Genomic DNA, 22,302 nt, shown 5'->3' with positions numbered 1-22,302 from the left:
TCGCCGACGCGATTCGAACCCATGCCCCTCAAAATTCTAACCGGTTCCTTCCCCGCCCTTGAAAAGGCCTTTGTGGATCGCCTCCGGGCCGATCCGCCCGGACTGACCCGCCGCGTCGCGGTGGTCACCACGTCCCAGCAAATGGCCGACCGCCTCCAGCAGCTTCTGACCCTGGAGAGCGGGCTCTCCTTCGCCAACCTGCATTTTCAGACCCTGCACACTCTTTCCCTCGAGGTTCTTCGGCGTTCCGGGGCGGCCCTTCCCACGATCGTCAACGACGAGCTTTTTCACGAGCGGTTGATGGAGCGAATCCTTTTGGAGGAGGGGCGGCTGCCGCCCGACCGGGCCCGCTCCTTGGCGGGGGCGCACCGGGCGGCCGTTCGGGATTTGTTGGAGGCCGGCGTCGAGGGCGCCGTTTTCCGCGAGCATTTCACCGATTTGGAAATCCCCGGGAACGCCAAATTGCAGCGCCTGCTGGATTTGACCGACCGGGTCCGGGAAACCCTGGAGAGCCTCCACGTCGCCACTTCGTCGGATTTGGCACGTCGGGCGGCCTCCGTCTTGGAACGCTCGCCCGACCTTCTCGCCCCCTACGACGAATTGATGTACTACGGGTTCTACGATTTGAACGGCGCCCAGTCGGAATTCTTCGACGCCGTTTCCCGAGCGGCGTCGGTCACGCTTTTTTTCCCGTGCCAGTCGGGTCGCCCCGTCTGGTCTTTCGCCCAGCGGTTTTTGGACGTCAAATTGGGCGCGGGAGGGGCCGTGGTGACGGCCCTTCCCGAGACGGCGGAGGACGCCTTGTCCGGCGCCGCCGGAAACCTTTTCGACCCGGCCCTGGCCGCCGACCCGCCGATTCGAAACCTCCGTTTTGTGGGCGTGTCCGGGGACCGCGACGACCTTTGGCGCGCGGCCAAGGAGATTCGACGGCTGAAAGAAGAACATCCGGACGCCCGGTGGAGCGATTTCGGCGTCGTGGCCCGTGGGTTGGAAGGCCGGTCGGACACGGCGCGGGACGTGTTTGAGGCGGAGGCGATTCCCCTGTCGATTTCCGATGGGGGGCCGTTGCTCGGGCACCCGGCGGCGAAACTGGCCGTTCACGCGCTGGCCTTTCCGCTCCGTCCCAGGGATCGGGACCTTCTGTTGGACATCGTGGATTCCCCCGCGCTCGCGGAAACGGCGCTTCCCGCTGCGGCGCGGGCCGCCGCCCGGGAAGCTCTGGGACGATCGGGACCCCGGTGGGACACGCCCGTGCACGCCTCGCCGGGAGGCGACCCGCTCCCGGAGGGTCTGCGAGGGGAAAACCCGCCCGAGGCGTTGATCGCCCTCGTAAAGTCGTTGTCCCGCCCCGCCCCCGACGGGCTTCGAACCTGGTCGGCCCGGGCCGGGGACGCCCGGGAACGCTTGGCGGCCTTGGTCCGACGGGACGCGGACAACGAAGCGGTGTGGGCGCGCCTCGATTCCCTCCTGGAAAATCTGGCGGCCCTGGACTTGTTTTCGCCCCCGGTGTCCGAGGAGGAATTCGCGGAAACCTATCGGGAAGCGGTGGCCCGGGCGCGTCTTCCCGGAACGCCCGACGGCGGCGTGCGGGCCCTGGGGGCCATGGAGGCCCGGGGCGAGCGGTTTCGCTGGCTTTTTCTGATCGGGCTCAACGAGGGGGTGTTCCCCCGGGCGGTGAGCGAAGACCCGCTGTTGACCGACGACCTTCGCCGGGTTCTCCGGGACCCCGGCGGGTATTGGATACTTCCCAAGATGGAAGGCTACGACGAGGAAAAACTGCTTTTCGGCCTTTTGGCCGGGTCGGCCCGGGAGGGGCTCACCGCCGTTTACGCCCGTTCCCGGGAGGACGGGCGCGCGGAAATCCCCTCTCTTTATCTGCGGGAACTCGCCCGGGCGACGGGACATTCCTTGGAGGCGGCGGACCAGATCCCCCGATCTCCCCGGCGCAAATGGAACGACCTCCCTTCCGAGGCCCTCACCCCCGAGGAAGCGGGCCTGGTGGATTTGCTGGACGGCCGGTCGCCGCCCGCCGAATGGAAAACCCTGGTGGCCCGAGCCGGGGCCCTGGCCTCCTGGGGGCCGCCGATTCTCCAGGACGGGCTCGTGGGGCGTCCGACGGCCTGGCTGGGACGTCTCGAGCAACGAGGCATATCGCCCAGCGCGTTGGAAACCTACGTTTCCTGCCCCTTTGAATTTTTCATGTCCCGGGTGCTCCGGATCCCGTCGCCGTCGCCGATTTACGACGGGGCGCGGGTGTCGGCGGCGTTCCTCGGCAAAATCCAGCACGAAATTCTCTTTCAAACCTACGGCGGTTTTCGGGGCGGTCCGGTCCCGACGGCGGAGGAAGCGGTGGGGCGCGTGCGCGAAAAAACCCGGGCTCTCTTCGACGCCCTGCGGCGTTCCCCCCAGGGTCCCCCGCCGTTGCTCTGGGACGTCCTGGCCGACGGGGTTCTCTCCCGGCTGACGGCCTTCGTTCGGCGGGACGTCGACGATTTGCGGGCGACGGGCCGTCGTCCCGTGGAATTGGAATGGGAGCGGTCGGCGCCCCACCCCACGGCGGGTTTCCGTTGGAACGGTCGCCTGGACCGGGTGGACGAAAACCCGGCGACGGGCGCCCGGACGGTCGTGGATTATAAAAATCGGTCCCGTCGGGAATCTCTTTCGAGCCGGATTCTGAAGGGCCACGTGCACCAAGCCCCGGCCTACTTGGATTTGCTGGTGGGAAGGGACGGCGGGGCGGCGCCGTCGGCGGGCGTGCGTTACGAATACCTGGCCACCAACGAATTCGAGGAATTCACCGCCGAGGAATGGCGGGACGCCCGCGCGGCGGTTCACGAGGCCCAGAAGGCGCTGTTCGACGGCCTGGCGGGCGGCGTCTTCGCCATTCGCCCCTCCGAGGGGCCGGAAGGCCACTGCGGCTATTGCTCTTTCGCCGCCGCCTGTCGGAAAGCCCACGGCCCCTCCCGTGCGAGAGCCGAGCGGGCCGTCGGGGACGGTGCGATCGAATCGTCGCGCCCTGCGGCGGCGAGCGCCAAACCGATAAAACCCCGCCGGTCCAAAGGGGGGAACGCGTGATTTTGGACCAATCGGCCCGGGATTTGGCGCGTAAGAATCTGACCGTCAATTTGGTGGTCGAAGCCGGCGCCGGAACCGGCAAAACCACCTTGCTGACGGACCGGCTGATGTTCCTTCTGTTGGCGGGAGGGCCGGAGGGCGAGGGCCTTCCCATCACGCGGGTGGTGGCGCTCACTTTTACCGACAAGGCCGCGGGGGAAATAAAAGTCCGGTTGGCGGAGCGTTTGGGGGATTTGTTGCTCCGCCTGGGGGGCGGCGTCCTGTCTCCGTCGAGGCGGGACCGCACGGATCACTGGGTCCGGGAGGCCCGGGCGGATTTCAACGCCACCGACGACCGTCTGCGGGCCATGGCGACCGAGGCCCTGCGGGAATTGGACCGAGCGCCCCTGGGGACCCTCCACAGTTTTTGTCGCACCCTGCTGAAGCTTTATCCGATGGAGGCGGGCCTGACTCCGGGGTTTCGGGTGGACAACGGGGAAGCTTTTGAATCGTTGTTTCGGGAGGAGTGGGCCCGGTGGTTGGAGGAGGAACTTGTCCCCGGCCGGCCGTCGGAGGGCCTGTGGCGCGACGTCCTCCCCCACGTGGGGCTGGGCGATTTGGCCCTTCTGGCCCGATCCCTCGCCCAGCGGACCACGCCCCCTTCCCGGCCGGAAACTTTCGGGGCGCGTCTGGCGGCTCTGCGCCGTTCCATTGAAACCCTGCCGGAGGGAAAGCCGGTTCCCCGCCTGGGGAAGATGCTCGCGTCCCTGGTTCGTGTGGCGGAGCGGTTGCGATCGGTGGAGACAGCCCTGGAAAACATCGACGGTCCCTTAACCGAGGAGGATCCGTGGGAGGAGAAGGCCAAGGAGTGGCCGGCCGCCTGGGCGGGTTTGGACGGCGAGGCGCTCTACCGCGAAGCCCTGACCGTCGCCAAAACCGTGTCGCCCGGGGGGGAACGCGCGGTGGCCCGGGCCCGACGGTTGTTGGATCCCTTCGTGGAGCGGTTCCGCGCCCGGTTTCGATCGGCGGGGTGGCTCGGGTTTGACGATTTGCTCCGGGGCGCCCGGGACCTCCTGGCGCAACATCCCGAGGTTCGACGGGAATTGAAGGCGCGCTACGGCGCGGTGTTGGTGGACGAATTTCAGGACACGGATCCTCTTCAGGGCGAAACGCTCCTCTATTTGGCCGAAGCCGCCGACAGCGAGGCGACGTCCTGGCGCGAGGTGTCCCTGGCCCCGGGCAAGCTGTTCATCGTCGGCGACCCCAAGCAATCCATTTACCGCTTTCGCGGGGCCGACATCCGCGCCTACGAAGCCTTCGTCGACCTGGTGTTGGCCCAGGGCGGTCTTCGGTGCGATCTTCAAATGAGCTTCCGCACCCACGAAGGCATCGTGGGGCCGGTCAACCGCCTTTTTACGGACCTGATGGTCGAATCACCGGGCCTCCAGCCCCTGTACCGTCCGTTGCTGCCGCGTCCCGGCGCCCCTTCGGGCGAAGCGGGCGAACGCGGGGTGGAGCTTGTCCTGTTCGACGACCCGGCGCTGTCCTCCGCCCGGTCGGCCCAGGCCGCCGAGGCCCGGTGGATCGCCGGGTGGATCGTGGAACACGTCGGCCCCGCCTCGAGCCCCTGGCGGCTGGGCGACGTGGCCCTGCTTTTTCGAAGCACCGCGGCGCTCACGGTGTACATGGAGGCGCTCAAATCCTCGGGCATTCCCTATTTGGTCGAGAGCGACCGCAGTTTTTACAGCACGCCGGAGGTGATGGATTTCTTAAACCTCCTCCGTATCCTGGTGGATCCCGCCGATCGCGTGGCCCGGGTGGGGCTCCTCCGGTCGCCCCTGGTGGCCCTGGAGGACCGGGACCTCCTGGCCCTGTCGGAGGCCGACGCCTGGACCGGCGAAACCCGGCCCCCGGACCTTTCCGACAACGCCTGGGACGCCCTTCGGGAATTTCAACGTTGGACGGGGGCCTTGCGGGCCGCGGCGGCCCGGGATTCCCTGGGCGTGTTGGCCCAGCGCGTTCTTCGGGAATCCCCGATCCTGGCGGCCGCCGCGGCCGCCTATCACGGGGAACAAAGCGTGTCGAACCTTTTCAAATTGGCCCGCTTGGCCGGGGAGGCTCACCAGGGGCGGGGGGAAACGTTGACGGGGTTTGTCCGGTGGCTGGTCCGGGCCGTGGGCGAAGGCGTGGAGGAGGGGGAAAGTCCCCTGGGCGAGGAGAGCGTCGACGCCGTGCGACTTTTGACCGTGCACAAAGCCAAGGGCCTCGAATACAAAATCGTTTTTCTGCCGAACTTGTCGGCCAAAGTTCAGGGCGGCGCCCGAAACCCCCCCGCCGTCCGGTTGGATTGGGCGGCGGATCGGGCGGGCCATCGATTGATTGAACGAAAATGGGCCGACGCCGCCATGGCTTTTCTGGAAGCCGACGAGCGCCGTCGGGAGGCCGACGAAGCCGTTCGCGTTTTTTACGTGGCCGCCACCCGGGCGCGGGAACGGGTGATCTTGCTGGGCCAACGGAAGGACGCCCCCGGGTCTTTTATGGCGATGCTTCGCCGGGGCGTGACGGAGTCGGACGGCGTTTGGTCCTTCGCGGACGGTCTTCGCCTGCCGGTGGTTCGGGCCGCCGGCCCGGCCGGCGGGGATCCCTTGTGGCCCCGGACGGCCGCTCCCCGGGATCGTCTCGCTTCCCCGGGCCGGAACCGCGCCTGGGAACGACGGCGGAAGGAACACGCGGAATTTCCCCGGGGGGATCTGTTCCTTCGTCCCTCCGATTTAAAGGCCGCCCCGCCGTCCATCGACCGATCGACGCCTCAATATCCCCCCGAAGAGGCCGATCATGGGAGCGACGCTCTTCTTCCCGACGAACAGGGACGGCGGACCAACGCCGCCGTTCTGGGCGAGTTGTGCCACTCGGTATTGGCGGAATGGGATTTTACCGGTGCCGGCCTTGAGACCGCACTTTCCGCGGCGGTCCAACGTTTACGGGGCGATCGGCCCCGGTTTGATTGGGCGGTGTTGGCCGGGGAAGCCCGGCGCCTGCTGGAGGGTTTTGCGGATTCCCCCGCGGCCCGGGTTCTTCGGGAGGCGGAGGTCCTTTTGCGGGAGGCCCCGGTCCTCTTTCCTCGGGACGGAAAAATTCTTCGGGGTTCCCTGGACCTCCTTTATCGCGCGGAGGGGCGGACGATCGTCGCGGATTTCAAAACCGACCGGGTGACACCGGGGGAAGAAGCGGCCCGCGCTCGGGAATACGAAGCCCAGGGAGAGGCTTATGTGGAAGGAATCAGGCGTTCCCTGGGTTTGGATTGTGATTTCGAGGTGATTTTTATTCGGACGGGGTGTTCTGTAAAAGTTTTGAAATCAAAAACCATTGACAAGAAATGATACTTAGGGTATGAATAAGGGTCTGGGAAAGGTTTCTTATGCGTGAAAAAGCGTTCGGCACACACGACATCGCCCGCATTTGCCATGTAACGCCCCCCACCGTGGGCCGGTGGATCGAAGAAGGTCTCCTCCCGTCGTTCACGACGGGCGGCGGCCATCGACGCGTTTGGGACGACGACATCCTCGTTTTCCTTCGGGCGCACAACATCCCCGTTCCGGCGGAGCTGATGAACGAGGGCCCTCCCCGGGTGCTCGTGGTGGACGATGAACCGCGCCTTCGCCAAATGATCCTTCGCCTGATGAAAAAAGCCTACCCCGCGGTGGAATATCACGAAGCCGAAAACGGCTTCGACGCCGGGAAAATGATTTCGGAATTGGTGCCCACGCTGGTCATCCTGGATCTGCGATTGCCGGGCGTGGACGGCCTCAAGGTCTGCGAAAGCGTCAAGAACGACGACCGCCTCAAGCAGGTGCGCATCCTGACCATGACGGGCTTCGACGTGGAGCGCTCCCGGGAGGAAACCCGGGAAGCCGGCGCCGACGGCTTCGTGGCCAAACCCTTCAAGTCCGACGTCTTCCTCGAGGAAGTTCGCCGGTTGTTGCCCGTTCCCGCCGCCAGCAAAGTCGCCTAACCTTCTCTCCCCGCCCCCGACGCGAAAAAAAAGCGGCGGGGCTCCCGAATTCGGAAGCGCCCGCCGCCGGAAACCGTTTCGCCGTGTTTCAGCCGATGGCCAGCCGCCCGGTTTCTCCCGTTCGAATCCGGATCACCTGCCCCAGGTCCAGGACGAATATCTTCCCGTCCCCGATGTTTCCCGTGCGCGCGGATTTTTGAATGGCTTCGACGGTGGGCTGAACGTATTCGTCGTTGACCGCGATTTCGAGCTTCACCTTTTTGAGCAGACTGCCCGCCTCTTTGACGCTCCGGTAGACTTCGGAGATGCCTTTTTGACGGCCCCGACCCATGACGCTCGTCACGGTCACCAAATGAATTTCCTTTTCCTCCAGGACCTGCAGGACGTCGTCCAATCGGTCCGGCTGAATGATGGCCACAATGTATTTCATGTCGTCCTCCCGATCAGTCGAGCAGCGTGTAGGCCGTCTCGCGGTGTTGCGTCAGATCCAGGCCGATGCGCTCGTCCTGCTCCGAGACCCGGAGCCCCAGGACTTTGTCCACCAGCCACAGCAAGGCGAAACTCGCCACGAAGGAAAAAGCCGCGGTGATGACCGTGGCTTTGATCTGGATCCAGAACTGAAGCGGGTTCCCGTGGAGGAGCCCGTCGGCCCCCGCCGCGTTGACCGCCTTGGTCGCCCAGAGTCCCGTCGCCAAAGCGCCCCAAAACCCGCCCACCCCGTGCACGCCGAAGGCGTCCAGGGAGTCGTCATACCCGAACTTGCCTTTGACGTACATCACGGAAACGAAGCAGATGATCGCGACGGTGACGCCGATGGCCAGGGCCCCGAGGGGGTCCACAAACCCGGCCGCCGGGGTGATGGCCACCAGGCCCGCCACGGCGCCGGTGATGGTTCCCAGCATGGTCGGGTGGGAATTGACTTTCCAATCCAGGAGAGCCCAAACCAAGCCCGCCGTGCCGGCCGCGATGTGGCTGGTCACGAAGGCGTTGGTCGCCAGGGCGCCGGAGCCCAGGGCGCTTCCGCCGTTAAAGCCGAACCAGCCGAACCACAGCAGCCCCGCTCCCAACACCGCGAAGGGCAGGTTGTGAGGGGGGGAAATATGGGTCGGAAAGCCCTTTCGCTTGCCCAGGAAGAGGGCCGCGGCCAGGGCGGCCATGCCCGCGTTGACATGAACGACGGCGCCGCCCGCGAAATCCAGGGCGCCCATCTGGCGCAGGAAGCCGCCCACGCCCCAAACCCAATGGGCCACGGGGTTGTAGACGAACAAGGACCAGAGGAGGGAAAAAACGCAGAAGGCGGAGAACTTCATCCGTTCCGCGAAGGCCCCGAGGATTAAGCCCGGGGTGATGATCGCGAACATGCATTGATAGACCATGAAGGCCTGGTGGGGAATGGTCGCGGCGTAGTCCGGGTTGGGCGCCAAGCCGACGCCGCAGAGGCCGAACCAGTCCAGACCGCCGATCAGCCCGTGGCGGTCGGGACCGAAGGACATCGAATAACCGATCAACACCCACTCCACGGTAATCAATCCCATGAGCATGTAGCACTGCATGAGGATCGAGAGCATGTTTTTCCGACGGACTAGACCGCCGTAAAAGAACGCCAGGGCAGGGGTCATCATCAATACCAGGGCGGCGGAGATGAGGATCCAGGCCGTGTCGCCGGTATCCACGGCGGGCTTGGCCGCCGCGATTTTATCGGAAACGGCCCGGTCCACCATCGCCGCCACTTCGCGGGTTTGGTTTTCCGAGAGACCGTTTAAGGGCGCCGCCTGGGCCGCGAACGGTGCGGCCGACGCGAGTAGGAGAAAGGCTAATAAAATGGGCTTCCGCATCACGCTGAAACCTCCTGAGGGTTGTTCCCGCGGGGCGAAAAGGAAATCGGGCAGGCAAAAAAATTCCCACTTCCGAAGAATTCGAAAGCGGGACGTCCACGTCCCGGCGTGTCCCCTATCATCCCCATGACGGGCTCGGGATCCAACGACCGTGTTGAATCCCGTGGTCGACACGCCGTTGTGTCGCCGGGATTATAACAGAGTGCGGGGGAAAAAAAAAGGCTCCGTCGTCGTTCCCGTCCCGAAGGACAGGAATCCAGCGGCGTTAATAGATAAACTTCCCGATTTCCACTTTCCCTCGAAACATCCAGTAAATGACGGCGGTGTAGGCGAGCACAAAGGGCATTCCCAGGAAAGCGATAAGCCGCATGATTTTGAGAGTTTTAAGCGACGAGGCGGCGTTGTGAATGGTCAAGCTGGCGGCCGGGTCCAGGTTTGAGACCGCGAGATTGGGGTAGAGCGCCAGGCTGAACAAAAAGACGAAAGCCGCGACCGCCGTCGCGCTCGACAGAAAGGCTTCGAAATCCCGTCCGTGAAAAAGCGCGCGCGGGATGTTGGCAACCGCCAACACGTTTGCCACGACGATCGCCCACGCCCAAGGCAGATGGGTGAAGTTTTCCACCGACCGGGGAACGCGCACCAGGGTGAAGATGGTCGTCAAAAGATAAGTGACGAGAAAGAGTCCGAACAAACGCCAGGACCACCCGCGCAGTCGTTCCCGTAACGGGCCGTCGGTCTTCAAACCCAGGAACAACGCTCCGTGCAGCGCGGTGAAGACGACCGCGAAAACGGCCACCAGGAGAGGATAGGGGCGGAGCAGGTCGAAAAAACCGACCCGCAATTCACCGTCCGACCCGATGGGCAGTCCGGACAGGCAGTTTCCGACGGCCGTCCCAAAAAGCACCACGGCGGTCAAGCTGGAGCCGAAGAAAGTCCAATCCCAGAAAGAACGCCAGGCGGGCGCGCCCCGCTTGCTCCGGAACTCCATGGATACGGCCCGCAGGATCAGGCACAACACCAGAAGCATGAAGGCGGTGTAGAGGCCGGAGAACAAGGTGGCGTAAGCCCGGGGGAACGCCGCGAAAAGGGCCCCTCCGAAGGTCACCAGCCACACTTCGTTGCCGTCCCACAGGGGGCCGATGGCGTTCATTAGTACCCGTCGTTCATCGTCGGTTCGCGCCAACGGGTGAAGCACTCCGACCCCCAGGTCGAAGCCGTCCAAAATCGCGTAGCCGGCCGCCAGAACGCCCAGCAGGACGAACCAGAAAATGTGAAGGTCCATGAGTTACTCCTTGGCCTCGGTGAGGGAGCCTTTTGATTTCAGGTCTCCGGCCGCTTTGAGGAATTCCTTTTCCCCGGTGATCGTTTTTCCAGTGGAATCTTCCGGGCCCGCTTTGATTTTATGATCGGTGACCAAAATCCAAACAGCGAAAAGGAGCCCATAAAGGACCCCGAACATGATCATGGACCCCCACACCTGGCCCGATCTCAGAACGGGCGAAAAGGCCTCCGAAGTGCGAAGCAAACCATACACGATCCACGGCTGCCGCCCCACCTCCGCCGCCACCCAACCGAGCTGATTGGCGATGACGGGGGCTATCACAGAAAAAACGCACATCCATAGAATTGGGCGGTTGGACCAAAGGCGTCCGCGCCAATACAGCCCCCCGGCAATGACCGTCACGCCCATCATAAAAAACCCCAAGGCCAACATCCCGTGGTAACTGTGGAAGGCCAATGCGACGGGGGGGCGGTCTTCCCGGGGAAATTGATCGAGCCCGGTCACGGGAGCACGGAAATTCCCGTGTATTAGGAAGCTCAGCAATCCCGGGACGGCGAGCCCCGTCGTTTTCTCCGCGACGGCGTCGGGATGGCCCGCCAAAAACAACGGCGCGCCTCCCGATCCGGTGGTGAAGTGCCCTTCGAAAGCCGCCAATTTCGCCGGCTGGTGGGCCGCGACGATTCGGGCTTGATGGTGTCCCGAAAGCAGTTGGCCCCAACTGCCGATGGCGGCCAAGATCAACGCCATCCCAAAAGATTTTTTTGAGATTACGACGTGCCGGTTTTTAAGCACGTAGAAAGCGGTCACGCTCATGACAAAAAAACCGCCCATCGCGAAAGCCCCCAGCCACACGTGCACCAAGCGGTCGAGGCTCGAGGGGTTGAATACCACCGCCCAAAAACTTGTGATCTCGGCCCGGGCGGCGGCGCCTTCCCCGACGATTTTATAGCCCGCGGGCGTTTGCTGCCAGCTGTTGGCGACCGTGATCCAAACGGAAGAGAACACCGAACCCAGGAAAACCATCACGGTCGAGAAAAAATGCGTTTTGGGCGACACCCGGTCCCACCCGAAAACGAGAACCGCTAAAAATCCGGACTCCAGAAAAAAGGCGAAAATCCCCTCGGCCGCCAACGCGGAGCCGAAGATGTCTCCGACAAAACGGGAATAATTCGCCCAATTGGTGCCGAATTGGAACTCCATGGCGATGCCGGAGGCCACTCCCACCGCGAAATTGACGGCGAAAATTTTCGTCCAGAATTTCGCCATGCTTTCGTAGTGGGGATCGCCCGTCTTAAGGAACCGGCCTTCCATGAGGACAAGCAACGCCCCCAGTCCGATGGTGAGGGGCGGAAAAAGATAGTGAAACATGACGGTCAATGAAAACTGAAGTCGGGATAGGGCCAATACGCTCATAGCACCTCCTGGAAGGCGCATTTTGCGAAAATTTAGGTAGCCAGTCAAATGCGAGGCGTGTCCGAAAGAAGGCCAGCGTAGGAATATGGATGTCCCAATAGCGGGGGGCCTGAGGAAAGGCCGCGGAAGCGGCCCCCCGGACCCGCGTTGAGGGGTCAGAAGGCCCTCGGCCCGGGCGGGATCGCGGGAGGGCGAAAATGTCCGCCAAATCCAACGAACATCGATGACCAAGAGGGGGACGGCCGGGCCGTCGTCGCATTACCGGTTCCTCCGGTACGGTGAAAAAATCCTCCGGCGATCAACCAGCGCCGGCGCGGGGTGGATTCGTCTTGGAGCGATTTCCCCGGGGAGAGAACGTGTCGAAGGCTCGACGTCGGGATCGGGAGGGGGCGCTGAAAAAAAAGCGCCCGGGGAGAGAACTCCCCGGGCGCTTTGGAACGAATGAATCTAGCCGATCGCGGCTTTGCCTTTTTCCCCCGTGCGGATGCGCACCACTTCCTCGAGCGGGGTGACGAAGATTTTCCCGTCCCCGATGTTGCCCGAGCGCGCGGCCTTCGTGATGGCCGCGATGGCGGGTTCGACGTATTCATCGTTGACGGCGATGTCGAAGCGGACCTTTTTCAAGAGGTTCACTTCGTACTTCGCCCCGCGGAAGCTCTCGGTGTAGCCTTTTTGACGACCGGACCCCAGCACGTTGGAGACCGTCATCAGGTGGATCTGAGAATCATCCAAGGCTTTCTTGACCTCCGCCACTTTGTGCGGTTGTACCATGGCGATAATGAGTTTCATGGAAATTACCTCCCCGCCTTGGCCAACTCGGGGGCCGGCTTCGCTTCGTTGCCGTTGTCGCCCACCGGGGCCAGACCATATTCTGTCATGTAGATTTGGAAGCCGGCGTAGGCCTCCATCCCGTGTTCGCCGATGTCCAGGCCGCGGATTTCTTCTTCGCGGGAGACCCGAAGACCCATGAGCGCTTTAACGATTGCCCAGAAGACCAGGGAAATGGCGAGGGTGAAGAGAATCACCGACGCTGAGCCCAGGGCCTGAATTCCCAAGAGTTTGAACCCGCCGCCGTTGAAGAGGCCGTTCCCGGTGGCGACACCGGTGATTTTGTCCTTCGCCCACAGGCCGACCGCCAGGGTGCCGAACACGCCGTTGCACAAGTGCACGGCCAAGGCGCCCACGGGGTCGTCGAGTTTCAATTTGTCGAAGAACAGGACGGCATACACCACGAGCACGCCCGAGATCGCCCCGATCACGAGGGACGCTTGGAGCGTCACAAAGGCGCAGGGCGCCGTGATGGCCACGAATCCGGCCAAGCAGCCGTTGATGGTCATGCCGAGGTCGGGTTTGCCCATCAGGAGCCACGCAGTGATCGTCGCCGTCAACAGACCAGCGGCACCGGCCAAGTTGGTGGTGCTCGCAATGTGGCTGATGGCCGCGGGGTCCGCCGCCATGGTCGAGCCCGGGTTAAACCCGAACCAGCCGAGCCAGAGGATTAGGGTGCCCAGGGTGGCCGAGGTCATGTTGTGGCCCGGGATCGCGTTGGGGGTGCCATCGGCGCGGTATTTGCCGATGCGGGGACCGAGCAGGAGGATCCCGGCCAGTCCCGCCACGCCGCCCACGGTGTGAACCGCGGTCGAGCCGGCGAAGTCCCAGAATCCAAGTTTGGCGAGCCAGCCGCCGCCCCAGATCCAGTGGCCGGTGATCGGGTAGGCGAACCCGACCAGGAGGAAGCTGAACACGATGAAGCTGACATACTTAATTCGCTCGGCCACGCAACCCGACACGATCGTCGCGGCGGTGCCGGCAAACACCAACTGGAACAGGAACTTGGCGGTCAACGGAACTCCCGTCCAATTGATGGAGGAGTAGACGCCTTTATAGGCGTCCCCCGTGGCCGGGCTGTTGTCGGCCCCGGTCACCAAGAAAAGCCCCTTCAATCCCAAGAACCCGTTCCCATCCCCGAACATCAAGCCCCAGCCCAGGACATAGAAGGCGATGGAACTGACGGCGAAGACGATGAAGTTCTTGGAAAGAATGTTGACGGCGTTCTTGGCGCGGCACATCCCCGATTCCACCAAGGCAAAACCGGCGTTCATCCAGAACACCAGGAAGGCGGTCACCAACACCCACAGGGTGTCGGTGGCGATCTTCCGGTCCGTCAGCCCTTGCTCTACCGTGGCCAACCGGTCGGCCACGGTGGGTTCGGCCGGCGCGGCGGCCGTAGGGACCTCGGGTGTTTCTTCTGCTTGTATCGAAAAGGGAACGAGGGCCGTGAGGCCCCAGAGGGCCAACGAGATCCCCAATCCCCAACGTCTCATCCGTGACAACATAACGTCCTCCTTAATTCGAGGGCGGCTCAACCAGAGTAGGGGAGAAACAAAAAAGGCGCTGTCTCCCCCGTCCTCGGGTTGAGACAGCGCCGTCTCGTTTGGTTCAAATAAAAAAGCCCTTCCCCGGACCTCCGAGAAGGACTTCGATGTCCGTTCAGTAACGCACCGCTGTGTGCGTTGAGGAGATTCTACAACATTTCAAAAAAATGTCAACGGCTTTTTTACCGACGGGCGGTGGTCAACCCAGCCACTGAAGCATCAATCCCTCGCCGTAGACGACAATGGACATCCACACCGCGATCTCGAGAATGACCGGTGTCATGGCCTTGATCCATTGGAAGGGGGTGTAGCGGGGATCGATTTCCTTTTGAATAAAAGCGTAAGCCACCACCGACTGGGCGGAACCCACGTGGGTCCAGCACCCCCCCAGGGCGTAGCCGGCGATTTGGGCCATGGCAAAGAGGTGGATCAGGTGGGCTTCCAAGCCCTGAAGGGCCCGGCCGGCGAAATCGGCCACGACGTTGTTGTCCAGGAGGGCCGAGAGCACTGTGGCGAAGGCGAATTGGCCGTAGGCCACGTGCGAGGGGCCCAGCACTTCAATGCCCCGGTGCAGCAAGTGACCGATGATGTCGAAGAAGCCCGATTTTTGAAGAAGGGAAATGGACATGAACAGGGGAAGGAGGAAGAAATATTCCTTGTACTCGTGCCAGGCCTCTTTGAGCGCCAGGCGCCGCATTCGTGGGAGGGCGGCGATCCCCAAAAACGCCGCCGCGAACCCGGCCATGGACGCCGCGAAGAGGGGAATTTTGTGATTGACCGCGTGGCCGATCAGAAGGCCCACAAAAAGGAGAAACGACGCCCCGCCCACCCGCTGGGCCGTCACGCGGCGGGACCGAACCCGGTCCAGAGCGGCCCCAAGTTTCTCCACCGCGCCGCGCGCGTGGTGGTCGTTTCGGCCATAGATGTGTACGTAGTAATCATCGAGCGTCGGGGCCAAAGTCGAATCAATGAATTTTTCCAGAAGGGGAAGCCGTTTCTCCCGAGGGAGATGCTCGTTCACCAGGGATTCGCCCAGGGGAACGCCCTGGTGAAGGCGCTTGATCACGGCGTCGGCGTGGGAGCCCAGCTCCGCCCGGTGGGCTTCGGCGAATTCCACGGGGGTCAGGGTTTCGCCGTGGCGGGTGACCTGCAAAAACCGAACGTCGGCGATGTGCTGGTCCAGGATGTCCAGCCGGGCCAAATCCACGGTCTTGCCCGCCAGGCGTTTTCGAACGTTCCAAAAGACGATGAGGTAGGAGCCGACGGCCGCCGGCAGGCAGTAGCGCAGAAAGAAGGCGTTGTCCAGGTGGGGATGCAGGTTGGACTTCATGATGAGGTTGGGCGGCTCCCCGTAGGCCAGCCACATGCCGCACACCGTCGTGACGACGGTGGAGACCATGACGGCGTAGATGACGGCCTCGTCCTTGATCTTGGCCATGAAAAGGAGAATGACCAGGGTTCGGATCATCAATCCGATCATGGACACCCCGTCCAAGACCCCCGAGGCGACGGACACCATGGCCGTCAAGGCGGCGATCGTGGGCACCAGACGGCCTTTTGTTTTAGCCAGGACGCCGAAACTCGCGGTTTCCAGCAACCGGGTCTGGGCGATGACCGCCACAAAAAAAGTCAAACCCAGGATAAACAGCATGGTGTCCAGGTGGATCAGGTCGTCCAGCCCGCCAAAGGTCAAAAAGTGTTTCTGAGCCACGTCCCAAAGGGTTGCGCCCAAAGGTTGCGCTTGGGCCAGGGCGGCGGCGCGGACCCCGGGGTTCCAGAGGGTCCAAAAGCTGGCGGCGACCACCAGCCCGGCCCCGTAAGTGAGGGCGTTTTTGTCCAAACGGTAACGGATGGACCCCGTGACGAAAAGGGCGATGATGGTCGCGAAGACTTCCGCTCCCAATACCCAGGCGGGCAGGGGACGCCCGGGGAGGACGATGGCGGCGGAAAGAGCCGCGCAAGCCCAGAGGAATTTTTTAGCGGATAGTTGGACGATGTCGGGCGTGTCGGACATGGGATCTCCGTTTATTTTGGGAGCACGGCCTGTTTCAGGCGGACTCGGATGGGCAGAATGACGGCTTGGAGGCCGTTAAATAAGAGGCGTCGCTGAAGCACAAAAGAGGTCCGGTTGTGGAGGAACCGCGTCCAGAAGGTTTCGCCTTCGAAGGCCAATTGGCCCATGAAGAACACTTTTTTTGGCCATTCCTGGGTGGCGTTTTCGCAGAGCTGGAGAAGGCCGTCGATGACGTCGGTTTCCAACATCATTTTGCTTTCGGCGTAGAGGCCCATCTTGTTGGCCAGGTGGACGTATTTATCGAGGTCGGCCTGAATGGACCGGCGCAAATTGTCGATTTCGGCGGTGCCTTTGAACCGGTCGGAGTCGATCACCCCGACGGCCAGGAAAACAAAATTCTTGAAGTGCCCCGGGAAGAGGCGGTGGATCGCCAAAAAGGAGTGGATCCCCATGCCGTTGTAGCCGTTGACCATCAAAATGGCGGCGGGTTTCCCGACGATCTTTTTGACCACCGGCGTTTCTTCGGGGAGGGGGATCTGGGTCAAAATTTCGTCCAGATGGTGGAGGGCCTTGGCGGTGTCCCGGTAATGGTGGTTGACCCAGAGGCAGAAGGCCACGATGACGCCGGTGATGACCAAGGTCACCCAGCCGCCCTCGCGGAACTTAATAAACACGGTCACGATTAAAATCCCCAAAGTGAGAATCAATCCGGTGACGTTGACGGCCAGTTTGCGGGGCCACCCATCGCCCCGGTCCCGAACCCAGTGGCGGACCATGCCCGCTTGGGATAGGGAAAAGGTGAGGAACACGTTGATGCTGTACATGACGACCAGGAGGCCCACAGCGGCTTTGGTGTAAATCAACATGGCCAGGGCGGAGAGGCCGATGACCAGGACGCCGTCCTTAATGACCAATCGGTCCGACAAGTTGGTGAACCGGCGGGGGAGCCAACTGTCAATGGCCATATTGGACATGACCCGGGGGCCGTCCAGGAACCCCGCCTGGGCCGCCACGATCAAAAGCGCCCCCTCGGATAAAAGGGTCACCAACAAGAAGGCGTGACCCAAAGGCCATGTCTCCGTTATGCCCCCGATGAGAACGGCATTTAGCGTTTGCCCGGGGGTTTGGGCGACGCCATTTAAGACGTAGCTGATCAATATTCCCCCGGCGGTGAAGGCCAGGGAGAAGGCCATGTACTTCATGGTTCGTTTGCCGGTTTTCACCCGGGGTTCCCGTAGGATCTGGAGACCGTTGGAAACGGCTTCAATCCCCGTAAACGTTCCGCCCCCCAAGCAGAAGGCCCGAAGAAAAATTCCCGACATGGCCAAGAATCCGACCGTTTGAATGCCTTGACGGGTTTCGGCCAGGGTGTCGCCGACCAGGGCCGGCAACTGGGTGCCGTGGGAGAAAATGGCGTAAACAATGATGACGGTGTGCGTAATGACGAAGGTGACGAAAATGGGGGTCAGGATTTGAACCGATTCTTTGATCCCCCGGAGGTTAAGGGTAACCAAAATGAGGAGAAAGACCAAAGTGGCGGCGAATTTATACTGGTGAAGGTCGTGAGGTATAAAGCTGAAAATAGCGTCCATGCTGGAGGCGATGGAAATGGCCACCGTTAGGATGTAATCCACAAGGAGGGCGCACCCGGAAATAAGGCCGGGCAAAGGGCCGATGAGTTTTGAGGCGACCAGGTAGCCTCCGCCCCCGGTGGGGAAATACTCAATAATCTGGGAATAACTGGCCGACAGTATGAAGACCGTGGCGCCGACCGCCAGGGCCAGGGGGATGGCCAAATGAGTGTATTGGCCGAGGGCGCGGAAGGCTTCTTCGGGGCCGTAACAGGAAGAGGAAAGGCCGTCCGCTCCCAGTCCCACCCAGGCAAAGAACGCGATAAGGGAGATATTGTGAAATACGTGGGGGTCCAGGGGATTTTTTGGCCGCCCAAATATCCATTCCTTAAGTCTTTCAATCATTTTCAGAAACTCCGAGGGTCTAAAAAAAACGCCTCGCTCCATTAAATAAAGCATTAAGGGAGCGAGACGGTCCGAATTACAGCCCTGTAATGTCCGTCAACGATGGTGAGCCCCCGACCTTGGAGGCGAGCTGAATATTACTAAATCCGCCCCCCCTGTCAAGGGCATCCGGGATTCGCGGGCCGAAGCGTGCAAGCCTGAAAGACCGTTTTAACCCCACCTGGGGTTTGCAATGCAGGGGCGGGTGTTGATGCCGATAATGTATAGGATAGTTGACGGGACCAGGAGGGGACGATGGGTTTACCACCGGCCGGGGAGGCCTCCCCATTCGCAAAAATCATCCAACACCAAATTTTGGTCGTGGACGACGAGCCCGGGTTCCGGGCGCTCCTTTCCTTGGAATTGTCCAAGCGCGGGCACCGGGTGACCACGGCCGAAAACGGGCTGGAAGCCTTGGAGCAATGCCGCCGGAACGAATTCCAGCTGGTCATATCGGACGTGAAGATGCCGAAGATGGGGGGCCTGGAGTTCCTGGAAGCCCTCAAAAGAGACTCCCCCGCCACTGAATTCATCATCACCACGGGTTACGGAACCGTCGAAACGGCCGTGGCGGCCATGAAAAAGGGCGCCTACGACTTCATTCAAAAACCCTACAACCTCCCCGAACTGTTGGCCCTGGTGGAAAAAGCCCTGGAAAAGGGGGAACTCCGGGCCATGGTGGGAGTGTATGAAGCCAGCAAGGAGGTTTTTAAATCCGTCAAATTGGACACCCTCCTTCCGGCCATCATGGAATGGACGGTCAAAATTTTGGGGGCGGACGACGCTTCCCTGATGTTGGTGGACGACACGGGCAAGCTGCGACTGGAAGCCTCCACCGGCCTGCCCGAGGATCACCGCCGGGGGGTGGAGATTCGGCTGGGGGAAGGGGTCGATGGACGGGCCGCCCAATGGCGCGAGCCGGTCCTGATTTCGGGAGCCCTCTGGCAGGACCCGCGTTTTGCCGACCTTCGCGTTCAGCGGGACATAAAATCCTCCATCGTCTATCCGCTGGTCTTGGAAGGGGAATTGCTCGGCGTTCTCAACGCGAACCGCACAAAGCGGGAAGACCCGTTTTCGGGGTCCTCCCTCTTCAGCATGACCATCCTCGGTTCCCAGATCGCCCAGGCGGTTTATAACGCGCGGCTCTACAAAAAACTGGAAGGCCACGTGGAGGAACTCAAAACGGCCTACACGGATTTGAGGAACACCCAGGCCCAGCTCATTCAATCGGAAAAAATGGCGGCCCTGGGCGTGCTCTCGGCCGGGGTGGGCCACGAGCTCAACAACCCCTTGTCGACCGTGATCGGCATGGCGCAATTCCTGTTGGAGGGCGGCGGAATGAGTTCGGATCAACGGGAAGACGTCGAAATGATTCTCCGGCAGAGCCAGCGTTGCGCCAATATCGTTCAGTCGCTCCTGGATTTCAGCCGGAAATCCGAGCCCCGAAAAACCCCGACGGATTTGGCCGGGGTCGTGGATTGCGTCCTTCGGCTGGTCCGGGGGGATTTTTTAAAGGAGGGCCTGACCATCGACGCCGCCTACGACCCGGAGACTCCCCGGGTGAACGCCGATCCGGACCAACTGCACCAGGTGTTTTTAAACGCCGCCACCAACGCCCGGCAGTCCATGGAGGGGAGGCCCGGGGGAGCGCTCACCGTGACCGTCGGACGGGAGGGGAACAAGGCCGCGGTCGCTTTTCGGGACACGGGGTGCGGCATTCCGTCCGAGATCCAGGCGAAGATTTTCGACCCCTTTTTCACCACCAAGAAACCGGGGCAGGGGACCGGGTTGGGACTATCGATTTCCCTGGGAATCGTGAAAGAGCACGAGGGAGAGATCCGCGTGGAAAGCCGCCCCGGGGCCGGGGCGGAATTTCGGTTCCTCTTCCCCGCTCTGGAAGACCAAACCAAGGCCCCGGAGGCGCTTCGTGCGAGTTGAACGTCGGCAGTGGAAATTCGGTTTGGGCTGGTCCGTGGGCTCCACCGAGCCTCTGGCGGGGGACGCCCAGGTCGTTTTTGTCTTCGGGGCCGGCGCCCTCTTAAAGGACCCCGCGCGAATCAAGGACATCCGGGAAATGTATCCCCGGGCCCTGCGGGTGGGCTGTTCCACGGGGGGGGAGATATTCGACGTGAACGTGTCGGACGAAACCTTGGTGGCCTCCGCCCTGGCTTTGGACAAAGGCCGGGTGGTCCCCTTCCTGGTCCCCGTCTCCTCGCCCGCCGAAAGCCGCCGGGCGGGGGAGGCCCTGGCCGCGGGACTGCCGCCCGAGGGGTTGGTCCACGTCGTGGTCCTCTCCGACGGCCTTCATGTGAACGGGAGCGATCTGGTGCGCGGGTTGATGTCGGGCCTGCCCCTGGGGGTCAAAGTCACGGGCGGCCTTTCGGCGGACGGGGACCGCTTCAAGGAAACGGGGGTCCTGTTGGGGGACGATTTTCATTCCCAGGCCGCGGTGGCCGTCGGATTTTACGGCGAGCGCCTGCGGGTCGGTTTCGGGTCTCTGGGCGGCTGGGACACCTTCGGCCCCCGTCGGCTCATCACCAAATCCAACGGCAACGTCCTGGAATCCCTGGACGGAAAATCGGCCCTGGAGATCTACAAGAACTACCTGGGGGAATACGCCGCCGGTCTGCCCGCCACGGGGCTGTTGTTTCCCCTGGCGATCCAACGGCCCGACGATCCGGAAGTCCTGGTCCGATCGGTGCTGGCGGTGGATGAAAAAAAGGGCACCATGACTTTCGCGGGGGACATGCCCGAAGGGTGCCTGGCCCAGTTGATGATGGCCAATTTCGACCGCATGGTGGACGGGGCGGAGGGGGCGGCCGGCCACGCGATAACGGGTTTTGGATCATCGGACGCCGAGTGGGCGCTCCTCATCAGTTGCGTGGGACGAAAATGGATTCTCAAACAACGGGTGGAGGAAGAGGTGGAGGCCGTTCGGGAGGTTCTCGGCCCCCGGCCGGTCATGGTCGGCTTTTACTCCTACGGGGAGATCGCGCCTTTCCGGCCCGACGCCCGCTGCGACCTGCACAACCAAACCATGACGGTCACGACCTTCACCGAAATTCCTTAAAAGCCGTGCACAAATTACTCGCCCGCCAATGGAAGCGGCACGTGGGGGGGCCACCGGAGGACCGCCCGGACATGGCGGCCTTCTTGTCCTCGGTGGACGTGGCTTACGAGCAGTTCGATCGGGACCGGCTTCTCCTGGAGCGGTCCATCGAAATCAGTTCCAAGGAATTGCTGGAGGCCAACCGGGGCCTTCGGTCCATGGTGCAGGCCTGGCCCGATTTTCATTTCCGTCTTCTGACCGACGGAACGGTGCAGGACGTTTTGTTTCACGAAGCCATGAACCTTCCCCGCCCCCTGCCGCGCATCATCGGGCGACCCCTGCACGAGGCCTTCGATTCCCCCTCGCCGGAGGCGCTTAAAAAGGCCATCGCGGAGGCCGCCGCCTCCAACGAAATAAAAACGGCGGAAATCCCCTGCGGGGTCTGCTCGGTCGAGCGGTTTTTCGAGGCCCGGGTCGTGCCGTCGGGGCCCGGCGAGCTGATGGCCATCGTCCGGGACATCACGGACCGGAAACGCTGGGAAAGGGCGGCCGTCGAGTCGGCCAAGCTGTCCGCCATGGGGCGTTTGGCGGGCGGCGTGGCCCACGAAATCAACAACCCCCTGGGGATCATTTTGGGGTTCGCCCAGGGCCTCAAGGAACAATGGGGGGGGGAGGAATCCGTCCGCCACCCCCTGGCCTTCATTGAAAAGGAAGTCCTCCGCTGCAAGGCCCTGGTTCAAAACCTTCTGATCTACACCCGAAAATCCAAACCGGAGGAGCGGGAAGCCCTGGATTTAAGTTCGGTGACCGAAGAGGCCTTGACCCTGGTGGTGGCCCAGGGGAGGGTCAAGGAAGTGGAGTTGGTCCGGAATCTCAAGGCCGAGGTCCCGGTGTGGGGGAACAAAAATCAGATCCAACAAATCGTGCTGAACCTTTGCAACAACGCCATGGACGCCATGCCGGGGGGCGGCACCCTCACCGTGTCCACGGACCGGGTCGCCTTCGGCGGCCGACCGGCCGGGCAATTGACCGTGGCCGACACCGGCACCGGCATGCCCGAAGCGATCCGATCGAAAATCTTTGAACCCTTTTTTACGACAAAAGAAGTGGGGCGCGGGACCGGTCTGGGGTTATCCCTGGTCCACGAGATCGTCCACGACCACAACGGGGACATCGACCTGACCAGCGCGGAAGGGGCGGGAACGTCTTTTCGGGTTCGAATCCCGGCGGGCGACGTCCCGCCGCCGGGTTGA

Annotated in this window: 14 protein-coding genes; 6 read left to right on the top strand and 8 right to left on the bottom strand. The window is 62.5% G+C overall.

What is annotated here, in order from left to right:
• The first annotated feature begins 21 nt into the window (after positions 1–21).
• Genes IPP68_05860 through IPP68_05850 form a run of 3 tightly spaced genes read left to right on the top strand, consistent with a single transcriptional unit; the run spans position 22 to position 7,066 of the window.
• The gene (locus IPP68_05860) at positions 22–3,075 is read left to right on the top strand and encodes a PD-(D/E)XK nuclease family protein (GenBank protein MBL0349882.1); all 3,054 of its coding nucleotides are present in this window, start codon (positions 22–24) and stop codon (positions 3,073–3,075) included.
• The gene (locus IPP68_05855) at positions 3,072–6,434 is read left to right on the top strand and encodes a UvrD-helicase domain-containing protein (protein MBL0349881.1); all 3,363 of its coding nucleotides are present in this window, start codon (positions 3,072–3,074) and stop codon (positions 6,432–6,434) included. Before IPP68_05860 ends, IPP68_05855 begins: the two co-directional genes overlap by 4 nt.
• 38 nt (positions 6,435–6,472) lie before the next feature.
• Positions 6,473–7,066, top strand: coding sequence for a response regulator (locus IPP68_05850; GenBank protein ID MBL0349880.1), 594 nt, complete (start codon positions 6,473–6,475; stop codon positions 7,064–7,066).
• Between the two features lie 88 nt (positions 7,067–7,154).
• On the opposite strand, the gene IPP68_05845 is transcribed toward IPP68_05850, so the two are convergent.
• The 8 genes from IPP68_05845 to IPP68_05810 form a co-directional block, all read right to left on the bottom strand.
• Positions 7,155–7,496, bottom strand: coding sequence for a P-II family nitrogen regulator (locus IPP68_05845; protein MBL0349879.1), 342 nt, complete (start codon positions 7,494–7,496; stop codon positions 7,155–7,157).
• 13 nt (positions 7,497–7,509) lie between these two features.
• The gene (locus IPP68_05840) at positions 7,510–8,739 is read right to left on the bottom strand and encodes an ammonium transporter (protein MBL0349878.1); all 1,230 of its coding nucleotides are present in this window, start codon (positions 8,737–8,739) and stop codon (positions 7,510–7,512) included.
• Between the two features lie 427 nt (positions 8,740–9,166).
• A complete protein-coding gene (cydB, locus tag IPP68_05835) occupies positions 9,167–10,183 on the bottom strand; it encodes a cytochrome d ubiquinol oxidase subunit II (GenBank protein MBL0349877.1) in 1,017 nt (338 codons plus the stop codon).
• A 3-nt stretch (positions 10,184–10,186) separates the two neighbouring features.
• Positions 10,187–11,596: a cytochrome ubiquinol oxidase subunit I gene (locus IPP68_05830; GenBank protein ID MBL0349876.1), complete on the bottom strand. Its 1,410-nt coding sequence runs from the start codon at positions 11,594–11,596 to the stop codon at positions 10,187–10,189.
• Between the two features lie 447 nt (positions 11,597–12,043).
• Positions 12,044–12,385, bottom strand: coding sequence for a P-II family nitrogen regulator (locus IPP68_05825; protein ID MBL0349875.1), 342 nt, complete (start codon positions 12,383–12,385; stop codon positions 12,044–12,046).
• A gap of 5 nt (positions 12,386–12,390) precedes the next feature.
• Complete coding sequence (amt, locus tag IPP68_05820) at positions 12,391–13,932, bottom strand: ammonium transporter (protein MBL0349874.1); 1,542 nt, start codon at positions 13,930–13,932, stop codon at positions 12,391–12,393.
• 238 nt (positions 13,933–14,170) lie between these two features.
• Positions 14,171–15,985 (bottom strand): hypothetical protein, encoded by a 1,815-nt coding sequence (locus tag IPP68_05815; GenBank protein ID MBL0349873.1) that lies wholly within the window; start codon positions 15,983–15,985, stop codon positions 14,171–14,173.
• An 11-nt stretch (positions 15,986–15,996) separates the two neighbouring features.
• Complete coding sequence (locus IPP68_05810; protein ID MBL0349872.1) at positions 15,997–17,961, bottom strand: APC family permease; 1,965 nt, start codon at positions 17,959–17,961, stop codon at positions 15,997–15,999.
• A gap of 294 nt (positions 17,962–18,255) precedes the next feature.
• Between IPP68_05810 and IPP68_05805 the strand changes: the two genes are divergently transcribed.
• Genes IPP68_05805 through IPP68_05795 form a run of 3 tightly spaced genes read left to right on the top strand, consistent with a single transcriptional unit; the run spans position 18,256 to position 22,302 of the window.
• Complete coding sequence (locus IPP68_05805) at positions 18,256–19,938, top strand: response regulator (protein MBL0349871.1); 1,683 nt, start codon at positions 18,256–18,258, stop codon at positions 19,936–19,938.
• Entirely contained in the window at positions 19,928–21,070 is a 1,143-nt protein-coding gene (locus IPP68_05800; protein MBL0349870.1) for an FIST C-terminal domain-containing protein, read from the top strand. The genes IPP68_05805 and IPP68_05800 overlap by 11 nt, the downstream gene beginning before the upstream one ends.
• Positions 21,071–21,075: 5 nt before the next feature.
• Positions 21,076–22,302, top strand: a complete 1,227-nt coding sequence (locus IPP68_05795; GenBank protein MBL0349869.1) for a hypothetical protein — start codon at positions 21,076–21,078, stop codon at positions 22,300–22,302.

Source organism: Elusimicrobiota bacterium (assembly GCA_016722575.1).
Lineage (GTDB): Bacteria > Elusimicrobiota > Elusimicrobia > FEN-1173 > FEN-1173 > JADKIY01.
Note: the sequence above shows the minus strand (reverse complement) of the source record. Positions and strands in the feature narration are given on the sequence as shown.